Genomic DNA, 26,136 nt, shown 5'->3' on the forward strand with positions numbered 1-26,136 from the left:
GGGAGGTTGTCTCTTGGCTCTTAAAAATAAAGTGTTGTTGATCATCCTTGATGGTCAACCATGGAGAGATGCGCGTCGTTATATGGGAAACCTGGAAGGCTGGGTTCAATCCGGCGAAGCACGTGTCTGGAAAATGCGTGCCGTGTTACCGTCAACATCTGCATCCTGTTATGCCTCTATTCATACGGGGGTGACACCCCAGGAACATCATGTGGTTTCAAACCAGTCCATCTTTCGGGTGAAGCAGGCCGATATCTTTAGCCAGGTCAGAGAAGCGGGTGGGAAGACGGGTGCCGTGACCCACAGTTTCTGGTCGGAATTCTTTAATCGTGCTCCCTTTGATATGGTGCGGGATATTGAATATGACGAGCCTGAGAGCCCTATTAACCATGGTCGGTTCCACACCATGACCGGATATGGTCATAAAAACCAGATGACGCCGTCAGACGCAGATCTCTTTGCGACCCTGACAATGCTGACGGAACGTCACAATATCGATTACGGTATCCTGCACACCTGTACTCTTGATTCCATGGGGCACCGTTTTGGGCATGATTGTCATGAAATGGATGATGCCTGTTTCGCAATTGACGCCATGTTGGCTCATTTTCTTCCCCGCTGGCGAAAGAATGGTTACGAAGTGATTGTGACCGCTGACCATGGTCAATCTGATCGTGGACACCACGGTGGTCGCGGTGAAGATCAACAGGATGTTGCTCTTTATTGGTTTGGCGGCGGCGAAGGACCTAAAGAAGACCTTCTGCTTGATCAATTGCAGCTTGCACCGACAATCCTTTCCCGAATGGGCGCACCAATTGCAGATACAATGAAGGCAGAGCCTTTCTTGAAATAGACCGGTTTTATACTGTCTGATTTTTTGTAACTGGGTGCGAAAGCTTTCGATAAGATCCTCGTATCCAGTTTTTCTTATGGCTGTTTATTCTCTTAATATGGTTTTTGAGGTGTAATATGGCGACAAGCTTCCAACCCCAATCAAATGTCATTCAACACAACGGTTTCTGCGTCTGGGAAAACATCTGGATACCCCTAAAGGATGGTCGCCAACTGTCTGCGCGTATCTGGATGCCTGATTTGGTTGAACTCGAAGAGGGGGGAATTAAGCCCGTTCCTGCGATCTTTGAGTATCTTCCTTATCGCAAGCGTGATGGTACGGCACAAAGGGACGAAAGCACCTATCCGGTCTTTGCCAAAGCAGGATATGCGGGGGTTCGTGTTGATATCTCTGGAACAGGTGAATCTGACGGGGTTTTTGATGATGAATATTCCCCTCGTGAACTTTCTGATGGCGTAGAAGCCATTAACTGGATAGCTCAGCAGTCCTGGTGTAGTGGTAAAGTCGGGATGATGGGCATATCCTGGGGGGGATTCAATGCCTTGCAAGTCGCGGCTTTGCGGCCTGAACCTCTAAAAGCTGTAATTTCAATTGGTTCTACCGTTGATCGCTATAATGCTGATATTCACTATAAAAGCGGTTGCCACCTGAATTCAAACCTGTCCTGGTCTGGTGTGATGCAATGTTTTGCGAACCGCCCACCGGATCCGGCTTTGGTTGGTGATAGGTGGCGGGATATGTGGCTTGAACGGTTAGAGGGTGCAAATCTTATTCTGGATGAGTGGTTGTCGCATCAGCGCTATGACGACTTTTGGAAGCACGGCTCTATTGAACAGAATTATGAGGCTCTGGAAATTCCAAGCCTGGTCATTTCCGGGTGGGCTGATGCCTATAAAAATGCACCGCCCAAAGCCGCCGAAAACATGCCAGGTCTCGCCAAAGCCATTAATGGCCCCTGGGTGCATAAGTATCCGCACTTTGCCTATCCGCGTCCCAGATCAGACTTTCATCAGGAAGCACTGCGTTGGTGGGATCGCTGGTTGTGTGATGAACAGAATGATGCAGAGAGCTTACCTGCCTATCGGGCCTATATCTCTGAAAATGTAAGACCTTCTCTCTGGCGGGAACATGAAGAGGGACGGTGGGTTGCTGAAGAAAACTGGCCATCAAATACAATTACGACGAAAAAACTGTACTTGACTACAGACCACAATCTTTTTGAAACCAGCAGTGCTGGTGGTCAATTATCCATTTGCTCACCCGAAGATACAGGTATTGCCTGCGGTGAGGTCTTTGCCCTTAAGCCAGACGCAGAAACACCGGGTGATCAACGTATTGATGACGGTGGTTCCTTGGTGTTCGAGACAGATATTCTGAATGATGCCATCGAGATATTGGGGCAACCAACCTTGTCTTTAAATGTGGCGATTGATGCGCCACTTGGAAATCTGGCTGTTCGATTGATCGATGTTCATCCCGACGGCGTATGCCACCGCGTATGTTTTGGTGTCTTAAATCTTGCACACCGCCATGGTAATGAAACACCGGAAAAAATGGAGCCGGGACAAGCGGAAGATATCACGGTAACATTGGATCATATTGGCTATCGGTTTTTACCGGGGCACCGGATCAGGGTCTCAATATCTACAGCATATTGGCCCTTAATCATGCCGTCGCCCTATCATGTCACAGCTTCAATTTCGATGGATAAAAACGCTTTTCTGTCTCTGCCTGTCAGAGCAATCGGCAATCAAATGACTGTTGCTGATGAAATTCATATGCCAGAGCCAGAAGACACCAATCCTTTGCCGGAATACAAACAAATTACGTCATCTAAAACAGAGCGTAGGGTGGAAAAGGATCTCGCTGAGAACCAAACACATTATTTTGCCGAGGATGATACAGGTACAACCGAAATCCCGGGTCACGCTTTACGAGTTAGGCACACAAGTTTTACAAAGTGGTCTGTTAATCCTGATACCCCTTTGGGTGCGGAAGCGACATCGCAATGGTGTTGTTATATGTCTCGAGATAACTGGTCAATAAAGCTCGAAACTAACGTTTCGATGGTTTTGAATGCAGATAACTTTGATATTTCTGGAAAAATGATTGCTTACGAAGGTGATAAAGAAATCTTAGCCCGTGATTATCGAAACACTATTCCCAGAGATCATATGTGAGATCATATGTAATGATCTCATAATATCATTGGGTTACAAGAATTGCTTGCAATATAGTTTCACATGAAACTACAATCTTTCCGCAAATAAATAATTTTCATCTCTGTATTAAGCAGAGATAAAATAAGAGCGGGAAGGCTATAGGATGAAACGTACACTCATTGCGCTGACAACAGTTGCAAGTACTGCATTGTTGTCAATTTTTTCTAATGCTGTCGCGGCAGAAATTGAACTAAAACTTAGTCACTTTTTACCGTCATCTCATCCGACCCAAACACAATTCCTTGAACCATGGGCAAAAGAACTCGAAGAACGAAGTGGGGGGGAGGTCAAGGTAACGATTTTTCCTGCTGGGTCAGCCTTTGGTCACGTCGCAAAGCAATATGATCAGGTAAAGGCAGGCGTTGTTGATATTTCCCACGGTCTCACGGGTTTTCCTCGCGGGCGTTTGCCACGGACCTTGATCATGGACCTGCCATTCCTGACAAAATCATCTGATGCTGCATCGCGAACATTATGGGATTTGTACCCGACTTATCTTGCCGAAGAATACAAGGGGTTAAAGGTACTCGCCTTACATGCCCATAACCCCGGCCTTATTCATACGCGTGGAAAACAAGTTAAAAGCATGGATGATCTTGCCGGGTTGCGTGTACGTGCGCCGTCTGCGGCAACATCCATGATGCTGAAGCAACTGGGGGCAACCCCGGTTGGTCTTCCCCCCACACAGGTTTATGAAAATCTGCAAAAGGGTGTGATTGACGGAACCATATTCCCTTATGATGGTGTTCATGGTTTTAAGCTGGCCGAGGTTCTGGACTATCACCTTGATGCAAAGGCTTACACAACAAGCTTTTATTTTATCATGAACGAGAAAAAGTATAACGCGTTACCTGAGAAAATCAGAACGATCATAGATGATATGTCCGGTGAGACACTGGTCGCGAAGTTTGGTCCCTGGTGGAATAATTGGGATAAACCGGGATTGGAAGATATCAAGAAAAAAGGGAGTCCGGTTGTTGTTCTTGATGATGCTCAGAGAGAAGAGTGGCGCCGTGCGTTAGAACCAACGACAGCCGATTATCTTAAAAGCCTTGAAGAAGCTGGCGTTGATAATGCACAGGAAATTTATGATGCTGCGGTAAAATCTATCGCAAAATACGAGCAGTAATCACCCTGGAAAGATCGTCTCAACAATTGTTTAGGCGATCTTTCCAAATTCTCTACAGAACCGTTCGTGTGATGCATGATTTCGAATATATCTAAATATTTTAATCAACTAATTAAATATGTTACTTGGGTTGCGATCTTGTTTTTACTGGGCGCTATGCTCATTACAACGGTGGATGTTGTGTTGAGAAAGATTAATAACGCAGGGATTTATGGCACCATTGATTTGGTACAGCTGATGATTATGTCGGCTGCATATCTCTCGATACCCTATGCTTTTATGAAAAAAAGCCATGTTGCGGTATCCATTCTATCTGAACGTATGCCAGAAAAGGCGGCAGCGTTATGCCAAGCCTTGGGCATGGTTCTTTGCGTTATCTTTATGAGTGCCATTGCCTGGTTTGGTTTTGAGCAGGCTGAGCAGCAGCATCAATACGGCGATATCTCTATCACTCTCGGGTTGCCGATGATTTACTATTGGATACCTGTTTTAACAGGTTCAGTATTATCCGCGATCGTTTCTGTCAGATTGCTAATCACCAGTTTTTTTAGTTTGTGTGGCGTAACACAAAGCTCATCAGAAGAAGGTGTAAATATTTAATGGCTTCTTCAACAATTGGTCTTATCGCCTTTGCTGTTCTTTTCGGATTGATCGCCATCAGGGTTCCCATTGCGATTGCGATGGGGATGGTGGGCTTGGTAGGTGGTCTTATCATCAACGGATTTGATTCAGTTGCCTTCATTATGGGATCTGTTCCGTTTGAATCAATCTTTCCCTATTCGCTATCTGTCATTCCGTTATTTATTTTGATGGGGGTATTTTCTTCAAAAGCAGGCCTATCCAGAGCACTTTATGATGCAGCACATGCCTTTATCGGACATTATAAGGGCGGGCTGGCAATGGCGACTGTTGGTGCCTGTGCAGCGTTTGGTGCCATATGTGGTTCTTCTTTGGCAACGGCAGCAACCATGTGTCGTGTTGCAATGCCTGAAATGCGTCGCCGGAACTATGATGATGGTCTGGCAAGTGCCACAATTGCGGCTGGCGGAACCCTGGGGGTTTTAATTCCCCCCAGCGTCATCATGGTGATCTATGCTATTTTGACACAACAATCCATTGGCCGTCTCTTTGCTGCTGCTCTCATACCCGGTTTACTTGCGACGATACTTTACATGCTGGCTGTAAGAATAAAAATGGCCAGAAATCCCGGTTTGGCCCCCGCAGATATACCTGTTGACTGGTCTGGACGGATTGTTGCTATGCTCAATGTCTGGCCGGTTATCCTGTTGTTTGCTGTTGTGATTGGCGGGATTTACGCGGGGTGGTTTTCCCCAACAGAAGCCGCCGCGATAGGGGCTATGGGGGCTTTTATTCTTGCATTTCTCAAGAAGAAGATGGATCGGGATACCTTCATCGAATGTCTGGAAGAGACGGCGAGTTCGACAGGGATGATCTTTATGATCCTTATCGGAACCGCGGTGTTTAATTATTTTGTCGAGACAACAGGTCTTCCACAAGCTTTGGTGGCCTATGTCGGTGAACTGGGGTGGAATGAATATACCATCCTGATACTGCTTATAGTCTTCTATATTATCCTGGGGTGTTTTATGGATGCATTATCAATGATTTTGCTGACGTTACCCTTTATATATCCTTTGATTACCAACATGGGATTTGATCCAATCTGGTTCGGTGTGATTATGGTTTCCGTTGTTGAGGTGGGATTGATTACACCACCTGTGGGTATGAATTTGTTTATCATCATGGCCGGAACACCGGGATTGAAATTACAGACCATTAGCCGAGGTGTTGTCGCGTTTCTAATGGCAGATGTTGTAAGGTTGGCTCTTTTGATCCTTTTTCCTGCGCTATCCTTATGGCTTCCGTCTTTGTTGATGGATTAGCAGTGAGAGTCTATTGGTTAAGCGGTCAAAATGTTAATCAACCTATCTATAGAAACGTGGCGTATCAGACGAAATGACGGAACAAAATTCAATGAAATCAAATAACGAAGTTTTAGATTTAAAAGACTTCTTTCCCTATAAGGTCCGCGTTTTTTATCGCTCGGTCAGTCAGTCTATTGCCGAGGTTTATACAAAGTCCAAAGGACTGACTGTTTATCAATGGCGTGTAATGGTTGTGTTGGGAAACAGCCAACCACTTTCAGCGAGCGAAGTCGTCGACTATTCCAGTCTGGACAAGGTGCAGGTCAGTCGAGCGATCAAGGGTCTTTTAGAGAGAGATTTTATTGAACGCCACGTGGATGACATCGATAAGCGTAAAGTAAACCTGCTTTTGACCGTAAAGGGTAATGATACTCTTCAGGAGCTCATCCCCCTTGTATTGAAGCGTGAGCAGGAAATTCTCGACGGATTGAGTGAAACCGAAAAAGAAACGCTGGAAAACCTGATGAGTCGCGTCTTGAAAAATGCAGATAAGTGCTTTGGGGCGGATAAACTGGTCGAGGATATTTAACTATGAAGCTCTATAGCTATTGGCGATCCACAGCGGCCTATCGTGTTCGAATTGCTTTGAATCTTAAGAAGGTTCAATACGACATAATACCAGTTCATTTGGTTAAAAATGGCGGGGAGCAGCTTGGTGATAAATACAAAGAGATCAATCCGCAAAAAATTGTGCCAGCACTGGAAACAAAAGAAAGCGGAATACTCACCCAGTCAATGGCAATAATTGAATATCTGGACGAGGTTTTGCCCGGACATAGCCTTTTACCGGATAATGCAGTTGATAGAGCATTTATCAGAAGTTTATCCCAATTGGTCTGCTGCGACATTCATCCGATAAATAATCTGCGAGTTCTTAAATATTTAACGGGTGAAATGTTGCTTTCGCAGGATCAAAAATCCACTTGGTATGCACATTGGGTGTTGGAAGGATTATCAGCCTTTGAGCAACGGTTAAAAAAACGTAACGTGGAAGGGCAATATTGTTTGGGTTCAGAGCCGGGAATGGCTGACTGTTGTCTGGTTTCCCAACTCTATAACGCCCACCGTTTTGATATCTCTATTGCAAATTTTTCTGAAATAAGAAGAATTGAAGAAAACTGCCTGAAGCTAGAGGCTTTTGATCGGGCCCGACCGGAAAATCAGGTCGATGCTGAACCCGTTTAAATCATGACAAACAAAAAAGGGCGCTGATCATCAAATCAAGCGCCCTTTTTATCTTTAGCTAAAAGAGATTAGTCTGTTTTCAGCACGCCGCGGTTAACCTGATCACGTTCAATTGATTCGAACAGGGCTTTGAAGTTGCCCTCGCCAAATCCGTCATCGCCTTTACGTTGAATGATTTCAATAAAGGCAGGGCCGATAACACACTTGGTAAAGATTTGTAGGAGAAGGCGTGGGGCGCCAGCTTCTGTTGCGCCGTCCAAGAGAATGCCGAGTTTTTTAAGTTTTTCAGGGTCTTCTCCATGACCGGGAAGGCGTTCATCCAGCATTTCATAATAGGTTGCAGGCGGGGCATCCATGAACTCAACGCCATTGGCGCGCATGTCTGATATTGTCTTATAGATATCTGGTGTTGTTAATGCGATATGCTGAATGCCTTCACCATTAAACTTCATCAGATATTCTTCGATCTGGCCTTTTCCTACATCAGATTCTTCGTTAAGTGGAATACGGATCTTGCCATCAGGTGCCGTCATGGCCTTTGATGTCAGTCCGGTGTATTCACCTTTGATGTCGAAGAAACGAATTTCTTTAAAATTAAAGAATTTCTCATAGAATTCAGCCCAGTACTGCATACGACCACGATAGACGTTGTGTGTTAGATGGTCGATAATATCCATACCGTAACCTGTTGGATTACGATCTACACCGGGAAGGTATTCAAAATCGATGTCATAGATGCTGGAACCGTCTTCATAACGATCAATCAGATAGATCGGTGCGCCACCAATACCTTTGATAGCTGGAAGTTTTAGTTCCATGGGGCCGCATGGGATATCTAGAGGCTGAGCGCCCAGTTCCAGGGCACGGTTATAGGCATAATGTGCATTCTCTACTCTAAACGCCATACCACATGGGGAGGGGCCATGCTCTTCAGCAAAGTAATAGGCTGGACTCTTCTTTTCTTTGTTGATGATAAAGTTTGTATTGCCTTGGCGATAAAGTTCAACATCTTTTGAACGATGTTTTGCAACAAGGGTGAAACCAATCGTAGTAAAGAGATCTTCCAAGACAGAGGCATCAGGTGCAGCAAATTCAACAAATTCAAAGCCATTCAGGCCCATTGGGTTATCAAACAAATCTGAACGTTCAGCCATTTTGTTCATTGTGGTCATCTTTTTTATCCATAGAAAGTAATCAAAATTAGGGGTGTAATTTTGTTACTGAGGGGATCCTCTGGATAAGCCTCTGTTTTCATTGGATAGAGTTTGCCCTATTGTCATGATTATATAGGGTGCAAGTATCTTTGTGCGTGTCACCAGACGAAAAGCACGAACACCAAAACTAGGGGGTGTTTTAATACGGTGATGTCTTGTCATCGTGTGTTCCCCTTGGTTAAGGTGTTTACCATAATAGTTTCATTTGAAATTATATTGGTTGGCGATTTGATAGTCAAGAATAAGAGAGCTATTCAGGACAGTATTTTTCAAAAATATTTGTCAATTATTCTGGCGTGATGAGATGAAAAAATTTACCAACCAGAAAATTATTGTCTGGCTTTTATGGACCTGTGTATGATCAGCTAACTTTTAGACCTATCTGCCAGAAAGAATTTCGTGAAGCACAATACAATTATTAATATTGGTTCTATAAATGTCGATCACGTCTATCGTGTTCCTTATTTCGTAAAGCCGGGTGAAACCTTACCCAGTAAATCTTATCAACGGGTTTTAGGTGGGAAGGGGGCCAACCAGTCTGTTGCCCTTGCCAGAGCTGGTGAAACCGTGAAACACATTGGCGTTATTGGCGATGATCACACTTGGATTATCGACGAACTGAAATCGTCAAAAGTTGATGCATCATCTATCGAGATTGGGACTGTGGCAACCGGCCATGCTTTAATTCAGGTTGATGACAATGCCGAAAACTGCATTTTGCTTTTTGCGGGTGCCAATCATGAACTCAATCTCGACACCTTAACTGATAAGCTTGCGGGTTTTGAAAAGGGTGGATGGGTCTTGTTTCAAAATGAAATGCCAAATCTCAATCAAATGATTTCTTTGGTAAAGAAAATGGGCGCCCGGGTTGCGGTGAATCCCGCACCTTTTGATGATGAGGCAAAAGCGATTGATTACGATCTTGTTGATTTACTGATTGTAAACGATCTGGAGGCAGAAGAACTAGCCAGAACGAAGTGTCAGGGGGATTTGTCTAAACTCGCTGAACTTTGTCCTGTTGTGATTGTGACCAGAGGGACACAAGGTGCTATTTGTTATTTCGGGGATGATACAATCGAGGTTCCGGCGTTTAAGGTTAAAGCCGTAGATACTACAGGTGCTGGAGATACCTTTGTTGGCTATATTTTATCGTCAATAGCACAAAATTTACCGTTAAAAGAAGCTATGCAAAGGGCCAGTGCTGCCTCGGCACTGGCTGTTACAAAAGCGGGTGCTTCTGTTGCTATTCCAACCTCTGTTGAGGTGACGCAATTTTTAGAGACTAAGAGTGATTTATAAAATGAAAAATCCTGTAATTTTTGATACGGACCCGGGAATTGATGATGCCTTTGCTATACATCATGCCCTTTACCATCTTGAAATTAATTTGATAGGGCTAACGACTGTTTTTGGCAATGTTCCTGTAGAAACTGCTGCCAAGAATGCAAAAATTCTTGTTGAAATGGCCGGTCAGGATATTCCTGTTTTTCAAGGGGCTTCTGGGCCACTTGTTGCCCCGCACAAAGGTTTTCCAGATTTTATTCATGGGGCCGATGGCTTTGGCGATATTAATTTACCCGATCCTAAAGGCAGCATTGAAAAGACATATGCCCCGCAGTTTATTATTGATTCCGTGCGTAAACAGCCGGGCGAAGTTACAATTATAGCTGTTGGACCTCTAACAAATCTGGCAATGGCGCTTCGTATGGCGCCTGACATTGCACCTCTGGTGAAAGAGGTCATTATTATGGGTGGTGCAGCGAAGGAATATGGAAATATTTCTGCTGTTGCCGAAGCAAATATATTCAACGATCCTCATGCTGCTGATATCGTTTTTCGTGCTGACTGGCCAATGGTCATGGCTGGGCTAGATGTTACGCATCAGGTTATTCTGCATAGAAAAGAAGCAGAAGAATTGGCACAAAAAGTACCTAGAATAGGTGGCTTTCTACTGGATGCGGCAGATCTGTATTTCAAGTTCTACAATGGCGCATTTGGTATAGATGGATGCTATTTCCACGATCCCTGTGCAACAGCATATTATGTAAATCCAGATCTATTTGGATCCATTGATGCCGCTGTAAGGGTTAGTTGTGAAGGTCCGGCTTTTGGACAAACCTTGATTAAGCCAAAAGGGCACCCGGGACCCTCAACAGAGTGGGATGGTTGTCGTAATCACAAGATCTTAATGCAAGTCAAGGATGCTGAGACAAAAGACGAAGTTCTGGGAACGATAGCTCAATTTGCTGATTAGCTGAATTTACAAGTAAGTCAAATCAATTGGGTTGAATGTACCTATTCGTTTTCTTCCAATACTATTTGTAAGTAACCAAAGGCGCTTATCACTACTGATAGCGCCTTTGTTGTTTCTCTTAATGAGGGAAAAATAATTGTAAAATTTTACCAAGAATAAAGGATTGGAATGCTTCACTGGGAGTTCGAAGGTGAGAGGTAAATTAATTACCCATAATCTTTTCTCAGGGGGAGTTCATGAAAAATACCGCGTTTTCTATGACGCGTCGGAGTTTCATTAAAACCGTAGCAGGGGTGTCGTTTACCGTAAATATGATACCCGTAACAGAACTGCTCGCGGATGAAACGGACGAAATAACATCCTTAAATAGTGGTGACTGGTCAAAAGCCCCGGGGAAAGCCCGGTACCGAATTGATGGATTGGTAAAAGTTACAGGGCAAAAGGTTTTTGCACGGGATTATCACGCTTGGAACCTCCCCGGGTGGCCTAAAGAAGAGCGCCCTGTAATGATTGTTCGAGCCACCGATGTTAACAATCCATTTGAATCTCTTGATTTGTCTTTAATTCCCCAAAATGCTCAGCCGATCGAAGTTCTTTATGGGGAAAAGATCATTAATGAAGTACTGCGCCCAAATAAGTTGCAAGATCGGGATACGCAAGAAAACCAACCGCTCATTCAGGATGTTAAAGTAAAAAGACCTAGTGCACTGACGTGGCCTTTTATTGTCTCAAAAGGCAAACGTGCAAGTTTTTATGGTCAGCCCGTTGCGTTTCTGATTTTTAAAGACGGCAAGGATTATAGGGCTGCAAAAAAGGCCATACAGTTTAACTCTGATTTTGTAATCTATGACAAAAAACCGAGTAACAAGCCTGTCTTTCCTTTTAATCCTCTGACAAATTATGTCCGTGTTGCATCCGACACAAAGGGAAAAGATGTCTTTTCTTATGCACAGAATGGTGATGATAAAAACTATTCAGAGAAAGCTTTTGTGCATCGGACGCACATTCAAGAAGAAATGGCCTCGGGAGAGTGGAAAACCTATAGCACCAATTGCTCGATGCAGGCGATGGACCCAATGTTTATGGAGCCGGAAAACGGTCTGGGTTGGTATGATGCCGCGAACAAAACACTGAATTTATTGGTTGGTACGCAATCTCCCGATGGTGACATGAATGACGTACTTGAAATGTTTACCGGTAATAACCCTGTTGTTGAGGTTAAAACTGTTAACATCATTTCGTGTTATCCCGGTGGTGGTTTTGGCGGACGAGACAGTTCTGTCTTTACCCTGAACCTTGCCATTGCTGCGGCCTATGCAGGTGGCAAGCCGATACGTCTGGCCTACGATCGCTTTGAACAGTTTCAGGCAGGGTTAAAACGCCATGCCTGCGAATTGACAGAAAGTCTCTCAGTTGATGATGATGGAAAGATTCAGGCTCTGGATGTCATGATGTCCTTTGATGGTGGCGGGCGGGAAAATCTAAGCCCGTGGGTTGCTCAACTTGCCGGGTTATGTGCCGGGGGATCTTATAGCATTCCCCGTGCTGCCATTAATTCTAATGCTATGTATTCAAAAAATATTTCTGGTGGATCTCAGCGCGGATTTGGTGGGCCACAGGCATTTTTTGCGATTGAAACGCTCCTTGACGAGATCGCAAAAGATAATGGGTGGGATCCCATCGAACTCAGGCGTAAAAATACTCTTTCCGAAGGTGAAAATACTGTTGTCGGTGGCCCTATAACTGAAAAATTACGTTTGCATGAAATTCTCGACAAATCAGAAGATCATGATATCTGGCGACATCAGAAAAGAGAAAAAGAAAGATGGCGCAAAGAGGGGCTTTTGTATGGCGTTGGTTTTGCAATGTCCATGCAAGCATTCGGAACCTCAGGCGACGGACTTATCGGTTATGTTGAGCTTGATCCCAAAGGTCAACTGGTCGTCAAAACAAACGCCGTTGATATGGGCAACGGGTCGGCAACAACGCTTGCCGTTTCAACCGCTCATCATCTAGGTCGTAATGCATCTTCTATTGATATGGGTAACCCGGATCTCTATCCCGTTCTCAAAATGAATTCAGATAGCAAAGGGTCTTGGAAAGAGGCTGATTGGACAGCAAACGGTGTTGGATCTTCCAGTGCCTGTCTGACTGCATTTCATCAGGTGCATGCGATTAATCAAGCCTCTAAAGTTTTGTTTGATACTGCAATCGTTCCTGTTGCTCGGGAAATATTTGGATTACCGGATATTCCCGCCCATGATCTGATCTGGAAGAATGAGCGGCTTTACGCAAAAGACAGGGACCTTCCGCCAATTCCGATGGATATTATCGCTGATGTTATTCATCGAACGGGTCGTATCAAGGGCGCGCTTGTGCATGCCTATTTTCAGGAAATCTGGGTGAAAGCCGATTTTGCTGTTCAGGGTATTACTCATAACTGGGAAATTGACGGTTTAGCGGTGTATTCAGCGGGACAAAAGAAACCTGAAATCATTCGAAGAGCAGTAAACAGCGGTCGTTACCCTTCAGCTGCTTCATCGCGTTATTCTCGGACAACATTTGCACCTTGCGGAAATATCATAGGTTTAACAGTTGATCCGGTTTCCGGTGAAGCGGTTGTCCGAAAATCTTTATCCGTTCTGAATGCCGGTCAGATCATAACGGAAGAGTTGGTATCTGGGCAAAGTCAGGGCGGTGTTGCTATGGCGATCGGTTATAGCCTTCTCGAAGATATGCCACCGGGCCTGGGTGGGCCTGCGGATGGTGACTGGAACCTAAATCAATATTTCGTTCCCCGTGCAGGCGATGTTGCGTTGAAGGGGCAGGAACTTATTACTCTGGATCCTCTCAAGGATGATAAAACAGGTAAGGGTATTGCTGAAGCTGTCATGTGTTCCGTGGCGCCGGCAATCTCTAACGCCCTTTATGATGCAACCGGCGTACGGTTCCGTGATCTTCCCATAACAGCAGAAAAAATTCGTAAGGGGATGGATAAAAATGGCTGATATTTCTTTTTCCGTAAATGGTAAAGCTGTCCATGCCTCTCAAGACGAGGCTGATTTACCGCTCATTGACTTCTTGCAGGAAGATTTAAATCTGACAGGAACAAAGTTTTGTTGTGGTATTGGTGTGTGTCGTGCCTGCACCGTATCTGTAAGGCGGCAACCCGGGGCACCATCAGAACCAATGATTGCTTGCTCTACGCCCCTGTCATCCTTGTCCGGTGTAGAAGTTTATACGGTAGAAAGCGTTGCCGAGAATGGCAAGTTACATCCGTTACAACAAGAGTTTTTGGATCATTTTTCTTTTCAGTGCGGATACTGTACGCCAGGTTTTCTAATGGCTGCCATGACGTTATGGGATCGACTAACGGATAACCCCATTCCAAAAGATGCACTGGATAAGGTTATTGATGATGCCTTGAAAGATCATATTTGCAGATGTACAGGCTATATTCGCTATTATGAGGCAGTTAAGGCTGCCATTCTCAAACAGCCGGGGATGGTGGCATGATGAAAAAAATCTTTAAAAGTGTTTCCGGGGCATCTCTGCTTTTCCTACTAAGCTGTAGCCCCAGCGATCAACCAAAACAGCCACAAGAAGGGCAGGATCTGGCATCTTATGGAAATATGTGTGCCGAAGCGATAAGAGATCTCCCTGCCTTTAACTGTCAGGCCGGAACTATCATACCGATCACCATTAATGGTGGGGAAACTCCGGACAAGTATTATCCGAATATGGACTGTGATCGCCCTTCGTTGTTACCTCTTGGCAAGGATGCTGACGGTCAGTGCGTTCCCTATTCGCGCGTGCTTGATTTGTCTGAAGGGGATAATCAGGTTGCTGTTCTCTGCAGACAAAAGAAAATCAGAACAGCCAGCAGTGTTTATTATGACGAGATAGACATTGTTGCTCATTCTGCAAAAGACGGTAGTACCTGTTGGTTTCAGGCTACAGGGTCAAAAGGGTTGCCAATTGATGGATCTTTGGTGCCATCGCCAATGAAGAAGGCACCCTTTGAAGACTATGAAGAAGCCAGACAGATTTGGAATACTCCGAAAGAGGTATCAGAGGATGGTTGTGGGAATTGCCATGATAACGATCCCTTTATGTTCAGTCCCTTTATTGGTCAGGTGTGGGACAAGGTCCCGACAGACCCGGAAGGATGGTATAAACATCTAGGGCGTGATTTCCAGAAGTGGAAGCCGATTTCCTTGAGCACCCGCGACAACCCTTGTGTTGGCTGTCACCGTCTTGGTGTTGACTTCACAAGCGGTCAGGCAACAGAAGAGGCTGTGGGAATGGTGGATATTCCAAACGCCAATACCTGGGCACAAACCTATCCTGCATCACATTTTATGCCTGTGGGGAACTTCCATTCCAAAGCACAGTGGAATGTGATCTATGCCAAATCAGTATCTGAAATTCTCAGCTGTCATGAAGCCTATCAAAATGATGATAAAACGGAACTGGCAAGGCTGGGCTGTATACTCAATCCCATAGGTGGTAAACCATAATGATAAAAAAGCCCTGCTGAAACGGGGCTTTTTTTATGCCTGATACTTTCATCATCTCTGTTATAAAAATTTCATTGTTGTGGCTTGGTCAATAAGTGCAAAGTGGATCTATACTTGTTTTTGGAACAGGTTTTTAAATAAGAACAACATTATCAGTCGCCAATCTGCCAAGCTTCGGTGAAAAAGATGACAGACAAACAAATTAGAAACATCCTGCTTATTTCTGTTGATCAATGGCGTGGTGAATGCCTCTCGTCAGCGGGCCATATGGTACAAACACCAAATCTTGATAAATTAGCCGCGGACGGCATAGCCTTTAGAAAACACTATACCCAGTGCGTTCCCTGTGGCCCTTCGAGGACGTCGCTCTTAACATCAATGTATGCAATGAACCATCGGCATGTGTCTAATGGCACGCCATTGGATGCTACCTTTACCAATATTGCGCTGGAAGCTCGTAAAAAAGGGTATGAGCCAACACTCTATGGCTATACAGATACCCCCGTCGATCCCAGAGGGCGTGATAAAAATGATCCTGATCTCAAAACCTATTGCGGTGTGATGCCGGGGTTTAAAGTTGGGTCTTTGGTTAGTGAAGAAATGGCCGTTGACTGGTTCGGTGAATTAGAGGCCAAAGGTTATAAGTTACCCGAAAATCAGTTTGATATTACAATCGGCAAAGATAACTACCCAGGTGTGGAGGAGAGGGGGCTGAGTTTTGCGCCTCCTGCCTATGACAAGGATAGCAGTGATACAGCCTTTATTGCGGATAAGCTTATCAACTATATAAAAATCCACAAAGATCCCTGGTTTCTTCATGGCGTTTTCTTAAGGCCGCATCCTCCTTTGTTTGCGCCAGAGCCTTACAACACAATGTATAATCCTGACGACATAGAAATGCCGCATCGTGCTGCAAATGTTGATCTGGAGAAGATACAGCATCCATACCTGGAATTTGCCTTGGATAATATGGCAAAAGTCGGTGCCTATATGGGGCATGAAGAAAATGTCCGTGACCTTCCCGATCATGAAATCAAGCAAATGAGAGCTGCCTATTATGGTTTGATTTCGGAGGTTGACGATCAAATAGGGCGTGTCATTCAGGCGCTTAAAGATGCGAACCAGTATGACAAGACTCTTGTTGTTTTTACCTCTGACCATGCGGAGCAACTTGGTGATCACTGGCTTTGGGGGAAGCTCGGTTACTTTGACGAAAGCTGTCATATTCCTTTGATCATCAGGGACCCCAGAGAAGATGCGAATGCATCACGCGGGCAAGCCATTGATAGTCATTTTACCGAAGCGGTCGATATTATGCCGACCGTTCTTGATTTAATGGAAATGAAACCACCGATGCAATGTGACGGGCATTCTCTTCGCCCATTTATTGAGGGTAACAAGCCAGATAAATGGCGGGATGAGGTTCATTGGGAAGTTGATTTTAGAGACTTGAAAAAATTCAGTGCTGAAGAGAGATTTGACCTGACAAGTGATCAGTGTGTGATGACAATCATCCGGGATGATGATTTCAAGTATGTACACTTTACCACGCTGCCACCGTTACTCTTTGATCTGAAAAATGATCCTCAAGAAGCTGTAAATCTTGCAGACAACCCCGATTATATGTCTGTTGTGTTATCTTATACCCAGAAGATGCTTAGTTGGCGTCAAAACTATGTTGCCCGCCGAATGAGTCATATTCAGTTGACATCTGACGGTGTTTTAGTGCGAGAATACAGCAGGATTTAATCTGACAAAATAACAAGGCGATGATCTGATTAACCATCGCCTTGTTTTGAGGGAATAAGATCTGTAATTCCGACTAGCCAGCCTGATCCAGATGTCTTTGATATTCTGCAAGGCGTTCGCTTAACTTCTCAGCTTCCTCTGCAAGTTCTTTTGATGTCCCCAGAAGGCTCTGGGCAGAGCTACCTGTATTAATTGATTGTTGGTGGACATCATTAACCAGGTCCACAATCTGTCTTGACCCCTGGGCCATACTTTCAATGTTCTGGGCGATTTCACCCGCTGCACGGTCTTGCTCGTTAATGGAATCAGATATCTTGTTTTGTGTTTCGCCAACTTGCTGCATAACGGTATCGATTGATTCCATTTTATCGGTTGTCGCTTGTGCGTGAACTTGTAGCTCTTTGATCATAGCGGCAACTTGATCTGTCGCAGAGGCTGTTTGTTCGGCGAGTGCTTTTACTTCTGACGCCACGACACCAAACCCGCGACCGGCTTCACCAGCTCTGGCAGCCTCGATTGTTGCGTTCATGGCCAGAATTTTTGTCTGATTGGTAATGGTGGTAATCAGCTCGTTAATTTGATTGATTTTATCGCTAGAACTCCGTAGTTGATTTACCGTTTCAGAAGCCTGTGTAAGATGATTGAGAGCTTCTGATGATGTATTCCTTGCATGATCGGATTCAGTATTAATTGTTCTGATGTCGTGGGACATTGTTTCTGTTGTTTGGGTAACCCCTTGTGCTGAATCATAACCGCTCTGTGCAAGCTGTTGTGTATTCTCGGCCTGTTGAGTAACCGTTTGCGATTGTGAGTTCAAAGATGTCGAGGTTTCTTCAACGTTTTTAGACAAAGCACTAACACGATCGGCAACGCGTTGAACACTACTGATTAATTCACTTGCTGCCAGCTTATTGCTTTCGCGATCAGTTACATCAAGCCAGGTTAACATACATGCTTTAAAATCTCCGGCATTATCCATCACAGCGGATGCAGAAACTTCTAACTGACGCCCCTGAAAAGTAATCAAACGTGTCATGGGCAGATTTTCTGGTGAGGTTAGGTTGTTAAACTCGGCTTCATCGAGTTCAAAAAAATTACCTGTCGTTCCCGTTAAGTCGTTATCTGTATTCTCAGAGCTGATAAAACTTCTGGCTTTGAGGTTCGCAAAAGAAAGTGTCCCCTCAAGATCAATCATAACCGTGGACATTGGGCTGGTTTCAACCATGTTTTGCAGCTGGAAAACCTGTGCAACACTATTGCTGAGTTGATCTAATGCGGTTGCCATAGTTCTGAATTCATCGGGACCCACAGTTGGTGGAGTAATGTCAACTTCACCTTCGCTAATGGATGTCATTGCTTTCGCAAAAGATTTGAGTTTTCCAAAAACGGCAAAGCGCAGCATTAGAAATGCAATAAGCCATGTTGTCAGAAAAACACCAGCTAGAACTTTGATGGCATCTTGGGTTAATTGTTGAGACCCTTCCGCAAAATCACTTACATCTCGTACCAGGGTCGCCTTTGCCCAAACGGTATCATGTGTTCCCATAATTGTGGCTGTTATATAGGCTGTTGCCCCATCAAGTCTTAAGCCATCCTGTAATGTTTGACTGTCAATCTGTATTTCCTCTGATGGTGCTTCTTCTGTTTGTTCTTGGTTTTCAGTCGGTTGTGTTTCAGTTTCAGTTACCTGTTCAGCACTTTCACTCGTTTCGGATGGTTCTGCTTGTTCAGGACGATGTTCTTCAAATGCAAAACCTGTTTCACTGGATGGGTCGTAGATTGTGACATCTGCCCCCAAGGTTTCACTAATACCAGTCAGATATTGCATTGGGTCAGTGACAAGCTCTACAAAACCGGCAACCTTAAATCCCCCAATAGGAAAGATGGTTGAATGAACAGGTTTGCCGTTTGGATCGGACCATATATAAGAGACTGGTTTCCTTTTTGCTTTTTTATCCCGGGTCTTGAGTTCTTCGAGTATCGTTTCATTGTCGGTAATACGTCCATCCTGGGATGACGTAATCAGTACCATGTCGGGATTGTAAAAGTGCGTTGAGATAAGGGAGATTTCACCAGTTTGAATTTCTTTATTGTCGCGATACCATTTGTCAAAAGTTGCAATTTCTTCTGGTTTATTGGCTTTCATTGCTTTGACGAGGTGAGTATATCGCGCCCAATCAGAACCAAGAGTGTAAAGTTTCGGTTCGTATGTTTGTGTTATGCGTTCCAGCACCATAAGTTGGAATTGTGAAGTGCTTTCTTTTTGTAATGTATCCAGTGAAAAATTTTTATATTTTTCAAAAGACCAAAACTGGGCTGCGACGATTGCAGCTGAGGCCAAAAGACCAATCAAAAAAAGAATTTTACGTAAAGTCCAAATTGTGGACTTTTGATGGTCCCCCGACCCAAACATGATTTTTATCCCTATTTATGATTACGCAAGACACTTATTATTTTATTCTTCCTAACCAAATTTGTTCATACAAGTGTTGCGATATCGTAAATAAAATTACTTTTCTCAATTCTGAAGAATATTTTCCACGAACTTATATATTTAATTTGGATTGTATTTTGGGTCTGACAAGGCGTAGCAGGTAATGGATTTAGTGTTATTTTTCTATTAATCTTTTAACTTCATAATGTTTTTTCGTATTATTTATTGGGGTTTAGCTTTCTCCTTACCCATTCGGAGCATCAAAATGCTTCCTGTTGTACAGACAAATAGAATTTGTTCGCGGTTTCTCTTTGAAAGAAGTGAAATCATGATGTATAAATTCGTCCAGAATTATTTGCCATCCTATATACAAAACTTCCGGTACAGGATATTTTGTAAAGACACAGATGTAAAAGTACGAGGGGGGAAGAATGGACGTGCATGAGTTCGCGCGAAAAGCAAAGCTTAAAGTTGATCAGGTTTTTGCTCTGCGTGAAATCCATATCCGTTCTCATGATCAGGTTAGATTTATCCGACTAACACCTCGCTTGCAGAAAACCATTGCAACAAGCGTACTAGCCCTAACCGGATGGGTTGCTTTCTCTTCAGGTTCAATGTTCTATACGGAACAAAGACTGGCTCACAAAGATACGATCATAGAGGAACAAAAGCTCAACTATTTTGACTTGTTACAACAAGTTGGTGAGTACCACACTCAGTTCTCAAAGATTACGAAAGATCTTCAGGAAAATCAGGATCAGCTTATCAGTCTGTTAGATGGCGATGAAGTTGATACCAATAAAAGTACCAAGGTTGTTAATTTAAAGAATTCTGAAAATGAGCGCGCGCGCGTTGCATTGGCGCGACAGGTTCTGGAAGATAAGCTTGATCAGTTTGAAGATGATCTGGAAACGATAGCTGGGCAAAGTGAAGCCCTTGAAACTCAAGCTAAACAGTTGCGTCAGGTGTTGGCAACTTCTGAAGAAGAGAGATTTAAATCTGCTGAAGCTGGTAAAATGCTTGGCGGTAAGCTTTTAAAACTTCAAGAAGAGCTTGCTGCTGTTACTTCGGCTAAGGAAGAATTGGAAAACAATAAAGTTTCCATTTTGGCTAATGTTGAAAACCTTGAAGCAGAAATCGTTAGTCTTAAGGGACAGATTGCAGAAAAAGACGAGCTTTTTGAAGAACAGCAAGCTCAAATGGCTTCTCTTATGGAAGCACGACGCGTTGCAGATAAATCATCGCAGGAAGCCAGACAGAAGTTTATTGAGCAAGCGTCTATACTTGAGATGTATCGTAATGATAACGAAGGTCTGGAAAAAGAAGTTGGGCAGCTTCAAAATTCACTTATCGAAGTTTCTAATATTCAACGTGAACTTGTTGACCGCCTAACAGAGCGATCTAAATACAGCTTGGGTGTTATTGAGAAAACTGTCGAAATGACTGGTCTCAACTTGGATTCACTCCTGGGGTCTGAAAATCTGGATACAGGACAGGGGGGACCCTATATCCCTGTGGATGAAATTCAGGAAAGTGCTGATTTCGAGGCTTCGGTGAATATGCTGGATATGCAATTGACACGCTGGGAAACCTTGCAGGATGTTGTTGCCAAGCTGCCACTAACAACACCAATTGATCAGTATCGCATCACAAGCTCATTCGGAAAACGTCGCGATCCCGTTACTGGGAAAACTGCTGTGCATAATGGCCTGGATATGGCTGCGCCGATGAAATCATCAATTTATGCACCAGCACCTGGTAAGGTTGTGTATGCTGGTTGGCGCGGACGTTACGGTCGCCTGATTGAAATTGACCATGGTAACGGTATCCGTACAAGATACGGCCACCTCAGAAAATTGCTCGTAAAACAGGGACAAGAAGTTTCCCACCGAGAAAAAATAGCGCTTCTTGGAAATTCTGGACGGAGTACAGGGCCTCACGTTCATTACGAAGTGCGTTATAATAATAAGCCCGTAGATCCCCGTAAATTTATTTTGGCAGGTCGACATGTTTTCAAAGTCCAGTAAAACAAACACAAAAGTTGCCACTACAACAGATACTCCTAAAAAACTTGCTCCTTCGGGGATACCTTCTATTTTGAGTCCTGATTTAAATCTTGTTGGTGATTTAACCTCTACTGGTGACCTACAGATAGATGGTAATGTACAGGGTGATGTTATTTGCCGTGCAGTAACTATTGGCGAAAAAGCTGTGGTTACCGGTTCTGTAAAAGCAGATGAAGTACGTGTTTGCGGAATGGTCAGTGGTCAGTTAAATGCCGATACCATTACACTTGCAAGTACTGCTAAAGTTGTGGGTGATATACTCCATAAATCGATAGCCATTGAAGCCGGAGCACAGGTTGAGGGGCAATTCCGACGTATTTCGGATAAACCGGAACCGTCATCTAGTTCAACTGTCAGCACGATTTCAGATGCCGAAACACCAAAGATAGCATCGTCTGCTGTTGCAAGCAGTAGCCCCGTGAGTGCAGTTGAAAGTGGATCTGTAGGCGGTGCCAACTCTGTCTTGCCGACAACGTCAGGTTCTGGTGCCATGTCATCGACATCACCCTTAAGCGAAGTCAAGACAGAAGCAAGTGAAGCTAAGGCCGAAGAGAAAAAGGATGAAAAGAAATCCAGTATCTATGGAGCTTCTTCATCATGGAATAGTTCAAACTAACTTTCTAGGCACATTTTAAAAATTGAAGGGTCAACATTCCCCCCGGACAGGGTAAGGGCGATGGCCTTTTTCTTTGTTTCTATCTTTTTATGTAGAATAGCGGCTAGCGCAACGGCGCCACCGGGTTCAACCACTACCTTCAGGGTGTTAAAGGCAAATTTAACCGCTGCTTTTACTTCGTCATCTGTAACAACCAGCCCTTGTTCCAGAAGATCATTGCAGATCGAAAAAGTTACTTGTCCCGGCGTTGGCGTCAAAACGGCGTCACAGATAGATCTCGCAGATACCTCGTTACTCAGACGTTTTCCTGATACTAAGGATCGCGCCATATCATCGAAACCTTGAGGTTCGGCAGAATAGATTTTGGTGCTTGCGGATTTCTGCTCAAAGGCAAGTGCGATCCCTGATGTTAAACCACCACCACCAAAACAAGAAACAACTGCATCCAAATGAACTCCTTGTGGGGATAATTGTTCAAGGATTTCCAATCCGCAAGTACCTTGCCCTGCAATTATAAGAGGGTGATCATAAGGGGGGATCAATAAGGCGCCAGAAGAGTGCATAATGTTTGCACCTATTGTTTCCCTGTCTTCATTATATCGGTCATAGAGGATTACTTCGGCACCGTAAGCGCGTGTATTGTCGATTTTAATTTGCGGGGCATCACTGGGCATTATGATCGTTGCCTTCGCCCCCAATAATTTAGAGGCATAAGCAACACCCTGGGCATGGTTCCCTGATGAATAGGTTAACAGGCCACGTTTTTTTTGCTTTTCTGTTAGTGTACTTATGAAATTATATGCGCCTCTGAGCTTAAAGGAACCAGTATGCTGGAGCACTTCTGCCTTCAAAAATACGCGACCGCCCGTTAGATGATTTAACGTCGCGTTTTCAAGAAGTGGCGTATAAATTGACTTACCATTCAACTGTTGTTGAGCATCAAGTAAATCCTGATAAGTCGGTAGAGTTAATGAGGACATCGTAAAATTTCCGAAAAACGTTATTTTTTAGATTGATAGAGCTGTTCAAGTTCAGAAAGGCTTTCAATAATAAATTCTGGCTTACCGGGGAGTATTTCTGGCGGACGTTTGAAGCGGTTTATCCAGGCTACTCTGTAGCCAAAGTGATTTGCGCCAGCCACATCCCAAGCATTTGCTGATACAAATAAAATTTCTTCCGGTTTGCATTGTACATAATCAGTACCCAGTTCATAGACTTTCGGACTTGGCTTATAAACACCAACCTCATCAATAGAAATTGCCTTGTCTAGCAAAGGATGTAGTCCTGCATTTTCTATAGATTTATTAAGCATACCTTGGGATCCATTACTTAAAACAATCGTAGAGTATTTGTGATTTTTGATTTCTTTTAAAGTGGTTACAGCGTCTTTGTAAGATGTCAAGTTAAGATACATATTCATGAGCTTATCATGTAATTTTCGATTTTCTATGCCGTGATATTTCATCGCATAGGTCAAGGCATCAGAAGTGACTTGCCAAAAATCACTATGGGCCTGCATCATGCTTCGTAACCATGAATATTCCAATTGTTTGGTGCGCCAGATTTCTGAAATATTCTGCGCATCTGGCCCTATTTCGTCGGACATGTTGCGAACTGCTGAATGTACGTCAAGCAAAGTACCATAGGCATCAAATACAAATGCCTTAATGTTTGGGGCAGTCATGTCAGTTCACCATAGAAAATGAATAGAATAAGGTTATTTGGGATACGGCAGCAGTTCTAGATTAGTAAGTTTGGGATCTTTTGAGTGATAAGCCTTGGGGAAGGCCACGAATACATAACGGTTTTATCCGCCAGAATTTGTGTGACCCCATAAAGAAAAGGGAAGATTACCTGTAATTGTCGTCGTATCTTGGTTAAGTTTACTTCTATATATGACGTGGCTTTCCAGAATTCGCTGGACGTAGTTTCTGGTTTCGTTAAAGGGAATTTGTTCCATCCAATCAATAATATTCACATCAGGATGTCTTGGATCGCCATAATCCTTTACCCATTTTCGAACGCGATGTGGTCCTGCATTATATCCAGCCAGGGCCATAACATAAGACCCGTTAAATGATCCAATCAGATCAGATAAATAAGCAGTTCCAAGTTGTATGTTATAGGTCGGATCATCCGTCAGTTTTCGTTTTTTATAGGACAATTTCTCTTTTTTTGCCACGGATTTGGCCGTCGCAGGCATTAATTGCATTAATCCCCTTGCTCCAGCATGACTTATCGCCTTGTGGTTAAATTCACTTTCTTGCCTGATGAGTGCAAGGACAAGAGCGGGGTCAGCATGTGAGTCTTTAATCGTGTCAATTTTCATCTCTGGATAAAGAAGATCAGGCAAGAGTATTCCTTTTTGTCGTGCGGACTTAGCGGTTCTAAGGGCAATATTCGGATGGGATACTTCTTGCGCTAATTCTGCGGTCAAGATGTGATCCTGATCTGTCTGGGCATCCAGGCGAAGACGGGTTAAAAATGTTATGACTAATTTATCTTGATCAAGTTGATCCAGAAGTTTAATGGCGCGGACAATTTTCTTGCTGTTAAATGTTGCGAGTTGTGTCGGATCAACCTCTTTATGTGCCGTGGCTATTATAGGCTCTTGGCCAATTTCATAGCTGGCCTGTTGCCCATAAAAAGTAGTTCTGTGTGTGGCTGCCAGGCTATACCAGCGTGTTGCCCAATCGTCATGACCGATGTCTTTTGCCGCTCGACCAGCCCAATATGAGGCTCTGGCCTTGCTAATTGGGGATTTAACTCCGTTATAAAGCTGATGAAAGTGTGTGTAGGCCCGCCGTGGCATCGACAACTTTCTGAGAGCAATCCATCCCGCCAGAAACTCACCTTCGGCAAATCCCACACCTTCTGTCAGGCCGTGGCCGGAAGCAATGCGATAGGCCTTTTCATACTTCTTTTGAACCAAAACTTTTCTTGCCGCCCAATGGCGTATTGGCCACCACTTTTCGGCTTGTGGTGCGGTGGGGATCGGAGGGTCAAGAAGTTCGATTGTTTCTTGGTTTTTATTGGCTTTCAACCGCCATCTGGCCCGCGCGTAAATCAGGGATGGATCATTTTTAAGCTCAGGGGAAACTCTGTTGATTAGGCCATCAACGTTCCCTTTTCCTTTAAGAAGTGCAATTCTAGCTTTGCCAAGATTCTTATAATCGTTAGGTACTCTGGATAGCTGTCGTTCCGCAGCCACAAAATGTTTGTTCCAGATTAAGATATCCAGTCGCTCTATATGATCTTGGGTCGTGATTATTGACTTGAAATTATTTATAAATTTTTTTTCGTCTGTCTTACCCAAATATTGGTTTATCCAAAAATCTTTAACCGTTGCTTCAGATTTATCAGCTTGCCCTGTTGCGTTAAGAGCAGAAATATATCGTGTAAGCCCGTTATAACTTCTGGGCGAGCTTTCTTGAAACCAGGAAAGAACCTGTTGATGAGAATATGTATCAGGAAGAACCTTTTCTGCATTTCGTAAAAGTCTTGATTGTCGCGGCCAATTATGAGGCTCATCCGTAAACTTGGTAAGTGCTTCAAAGTCACGTGTCGAACCGTCATTGGAGTATATCATCCAAAGGGCTATATCCTTTAGCAGAGGCTTTTGGATTTTTTTAGCTTGGGCGAGGGCGCGTGAGTATTGTTTTTGGGATACATGCTGTGCAACAGACTTAAATATTGCCTTGTCGGTCATTAAATCTTTTATTTCTGATGTCGTATTTGCGTTTGCATTCGTAACGAATGAAGACAACAGAAATGTATTGGACGTCCCCTGAAAAAGGCTAATACTTCCGAGAATCCCGAGAATTCCGATTAATTTTACTGATTTGGCTTTCCGAAGCCGGCGCGTAATTTCAAACATGGTTAAACCTTAACAGTCTCTCGCGATCCTGACCACATAAGGATGATCACAAATTAGACAGGGGCGATTCT

The 26,136-nt window shown here is 43.9% G+C and carries 21 protein-coding genes; 15 read left to right on the forward strand and 6 right to left on the reverse strand.

The genetic code is table 11. The features are described from left to right. Positions 1-13 precede the first annotated feature (13 nt). The 7 genes from WH95_RS11605 to maiA all read left to right on the forward strand — a co-directional run bounded on the left by WH95_RS11605 (position 14) and on the right by maiA (position 7,335). Entirely contained in the window at positions 14-853 is an 840-nt protein-coding gene (locus tag WH95_RS11605) for an alkaline phosphatase family protein (RefSeq protein WP_046507215.1), read from the forward strand. A 116-nt stretch (positions 854-969) separates the two neighbouring features. Then, positions 970-3,033, forward strand: a complete 2,064-nt coding sequence (locus WH95_RS11610; protein WP_046507218.1) for a CocE/NonD family hydrolase — start codon at positions 970-972, stop codon at positions 3,031-3,033. 145 nt (positions 3,034-3,178) lie between these two features. Further along, positions 3,179-4,204, forward strand: coding sequence for a TRAP transporter substrate-binding protein (locus WH95_RS11615; RefSeq protein WP_046507221.1), 1,026 nt, complete (start codon positions 3,179-3,181; stop codon positions 4,202-4,204). Between the two features lie 75 nt (positions 4,205-4,279). Next, positions 4,280-4,804, forward strand: a complete 525-nt coding sequence (locus tag WH95_RS11620) for a TRAP transporter small permease (RefSeq protein WP_046507223.1) — start codon at positions 4,280-4,282, stop codon at positions 4,802-4,804. Continuing rightward, on the forward strand, positions 4,804-6,108 hold the full coding sequence (locus tag WH95_RS11625) for a TRAP transporter large permease (protein ID WP_046507226.1): 1,305 nt from the start codon (positions 4,804-4,806) through the stop codon (positions 6,106-6,108). The genes WH95_RS11620 and WH95_RS11625 overlap by 1 nt, the downstream gene beginning before the upstream one ends. Before the next feature lie 91 nt (positions 6,109-6,199). Next, positions 6,200-6,679 carry a MarR family winged helix-turn-helix transcriptional regulator gene (locus WH95_RS11630; RefSeq protein ID WP_046507230.1) on the forward strand — a complete coding sequence of 160 codons (480 nt, stop codon included), beginning with the start codon at positions 6,200-6,202 and terminating at the stop codon, positions 6,677-6,679. A gap of 2 nt (positions 6,680-6,681) precedes the next feature. After that, positions 6,682-7,335 (forward strand): maleylacetoacetate isomerase, encoded by a 654-nt coding sequence (gene maiA, locus WH95_RS11635; RefSeq protein ID WP_046507235.1) that lies wholly within the window; start codon positions 6,682-6,684, stop codon positions 7,333-7,335. Between the two features lie 68 nt (positions 7,336-7,403). Here maiA and hppD read toward each other — a convergent pair whose 3' ends face one another. Next, positions 7,404-8,507, reverse strand: coding sequence for a 4-hydroxyphenylpyruvate dioxygenase (gene hppD / locus WH95_RS11640; RefSeq protein ID WP_218044490.1), 1,104 nt, complete (start codon positions 8,505-8,507; stop codon positions 7,404-7,406). Between the two features lie 45 nt (positions 8,508-8,552). After that, positions 8,553-8,711 (reverse strand): hypothetical protein, encoded by a 159-nt coding sequence (locus WH95_RS21280; RefSeq protein ID WP_157845948.1) that lies wholly within the window; start codon positions 8,709-8,711, stop codon positions 8,553-8,555. Between the two features lie 237 nt (positions 8,712-8,948). Between WH95_RS21280 and WH95_RS11645 the strand changes: the two genes are divergently transcribed. The 6 genes from WH95_RS11645 (at position 8,949) to WH95_RS11670 (ending at position 17,072) form a co-directional block, all read left to right on the forward strand. Beyond that, on the forward strand, positions 8,949-9,848 hold the full coding sequence (locus tag WH95_RS11645) for a ribokinase (RefSeq protein WP_082114122.1): 900 nt from the start codon (positions 8,949-8,951) through the stop codon (positions 9,846-9,848). A gap of 1 nt (position 9,849) precedes the next feature. Beyond that, the gene (locus WH95_RS11650) at positions 9,850-10,803 is read left to right on the forward strand and encodes a nucleoside hydrolase (RefSeq protein ID WP_046507237.1); all 954 of its coding nucleotides are present in this window, start codon (positions 9,850-9,852) and stop codon (positions 10,801-10,803) included. A gap of 236 nt (positions 10,804-11,039) precedes the next feature. Then, entirely contained in the window at positions 11,040-13,811 is a 2,772-nt protein-coding gene (locus tag WH95_RS11655) for a xanthine dehydrogenase family protein molybdopterin-binding subunit (RefSeq protein ID WP_046507241.1), read from the forward strand. After that, positions 13,804-14,319 carry a (2Fe-2S)-binding protein gene (locus WH95_RS11660; protein WP_046507243.1) on the forward strand — a complete coding sequence of 172 codons (516 nt, stop codon included), beginning with the start codon at positions 13,804-13,806 and terminating at the stop codon, positions 14,317-14,319. The genes WH95_RS11655 and WH95_RS11660 overlap by 8 nt, the downstream gene beginning before the upstream one ends. After that, positions 14,316-15,323, forward strand: a complete 1,008-nt coding sequence (locus tag WH95_RS11665) for a hypothetical protein (protein ID WP_157845949.1) — start codon at positions 14,316-14,318, stop codon at positions 15,321-15,323. The genes WH95_RS11660 and WH95_RS11665 overlap by 4 nt, the downstream gene beginning before the upstream one ends. A 186-nt stretch (positions 15,324-15,509) precedes the next feature. Next, positions 15,510-17,072, forward strand: coding sequence for an alkaline phosphatase family protein (locus WH95_RS11670; RefSeq protein ID WP_046507363.1), 1,563 nt, complete (start codon positions 15,510-15,512; stop codon positions 17,070-17,072). A 73-nt stretch (positions 17,073-17,145) separates the two neighbouring features. On the opposite strand, the gene WH95_RS11675 is transcribed toward WH95_RS11670, so the two are convergent. Then, positions 17,146-19,485 (reverse strand): methyl-accepting chemotaxis protein, encoded by a 2,340-nt coding sequence (locus tag WH95_RS11675; protein WP_046507246.1) that lies wholly within the window; start codon positions 19,483-19,485, stop codon positions 17,146-17,148. 452 nt (positions 19,486-19,937) lie between these two features. On the opposite strand from WH95_RS11675, the gene WH95_RS21700 reads away from it, so the two are divergent. Together WH95_RS21700 and WH95_RS20620 are read left to right on the forward strand one after the other, a co-directional pair. Beyond that, the gene (locus WH95_RS21700; protein WP_052741972.1) at positions 19,938-21,533 is read left to right on the forward strand and encodes a M23 family metallopeptidase; all 1,596 of its coding nucleotides are present in this window, start codon (positions 19,938-19,940) and stop codon (positions 21,531-21,533) included. Next, a complete protein-coding gene (locus WH95_RS20620) occupies positions 21,514-22,188 on the forward strand; it encodes a bactofilin family protein (RefSeq protein ID WP_052741973.1) in 675 nt (224 codons plus the stop codon). The genes WH95_RS21700 and WH95_RS20620 overlap by 20 nt, the downstream gene beginning before the upstream one ends. Here WH95_RS20620 and WH95_RS11690 read toward each other — a convergent pair. The 3 genes from WH95_RS11690 to WH95_RS11700 all read right to left on the reverse strand — a co-directional run bounded on the left by WH95_RS11690 (position 22,185) and on the right by WH95_RS11700 (position 26,065). Further along, positions 22,185-23,168, reverse strand: coding sequence for a threonine ammonia-lyase (locus WH95_RS11690; protein ID WP_046507251.1), 984 nt, complete (start codon positions 23,166-23,168; stop codon positions 22,185-22,187). The genes WH95_RS20620 and WH95_RS11690 overlap by 4 nt on opposite strands. Positions 23,169-23,188: 20 nt before the next feature. Beyond that, positions 23,189-23,872 (reverse strand): haloacid dehalogenase type II, encoded by a 684-nt coding sequence (locus WH95_RS11695; protein WP_046507255.1) that lies wholly within the window; start codon positions 23,870-23,872, stop codon positions 23,189-23,191. A 123-nt stretch (positions 23,873-23,995) separates the two neighbouring features. Continuing rightward, positions 23,996-26,065: a lytic transglycosylase domain-containing protein gene (locus WH95_RS11700; RefSeq protein ID WP_052741974.1), complete on the reverse strand. Its 2,070-nt coding sequence runs from the start codon at positions 26,063-26,065 to the stop codon at positions 23,996-23,998. Positions 26,066-26,136: the final 71 nt, after the last annotated feature.

It is taken from the genome of Kiloniella litopenaei, from assembly GCF_000982415.1.
GTDB lineage: Bacteria > Pseudomonadota > Alphaproteobacteria > Kiloniellales > Kiloniellaceae > Kiloniella > Kiloniella litopenaei.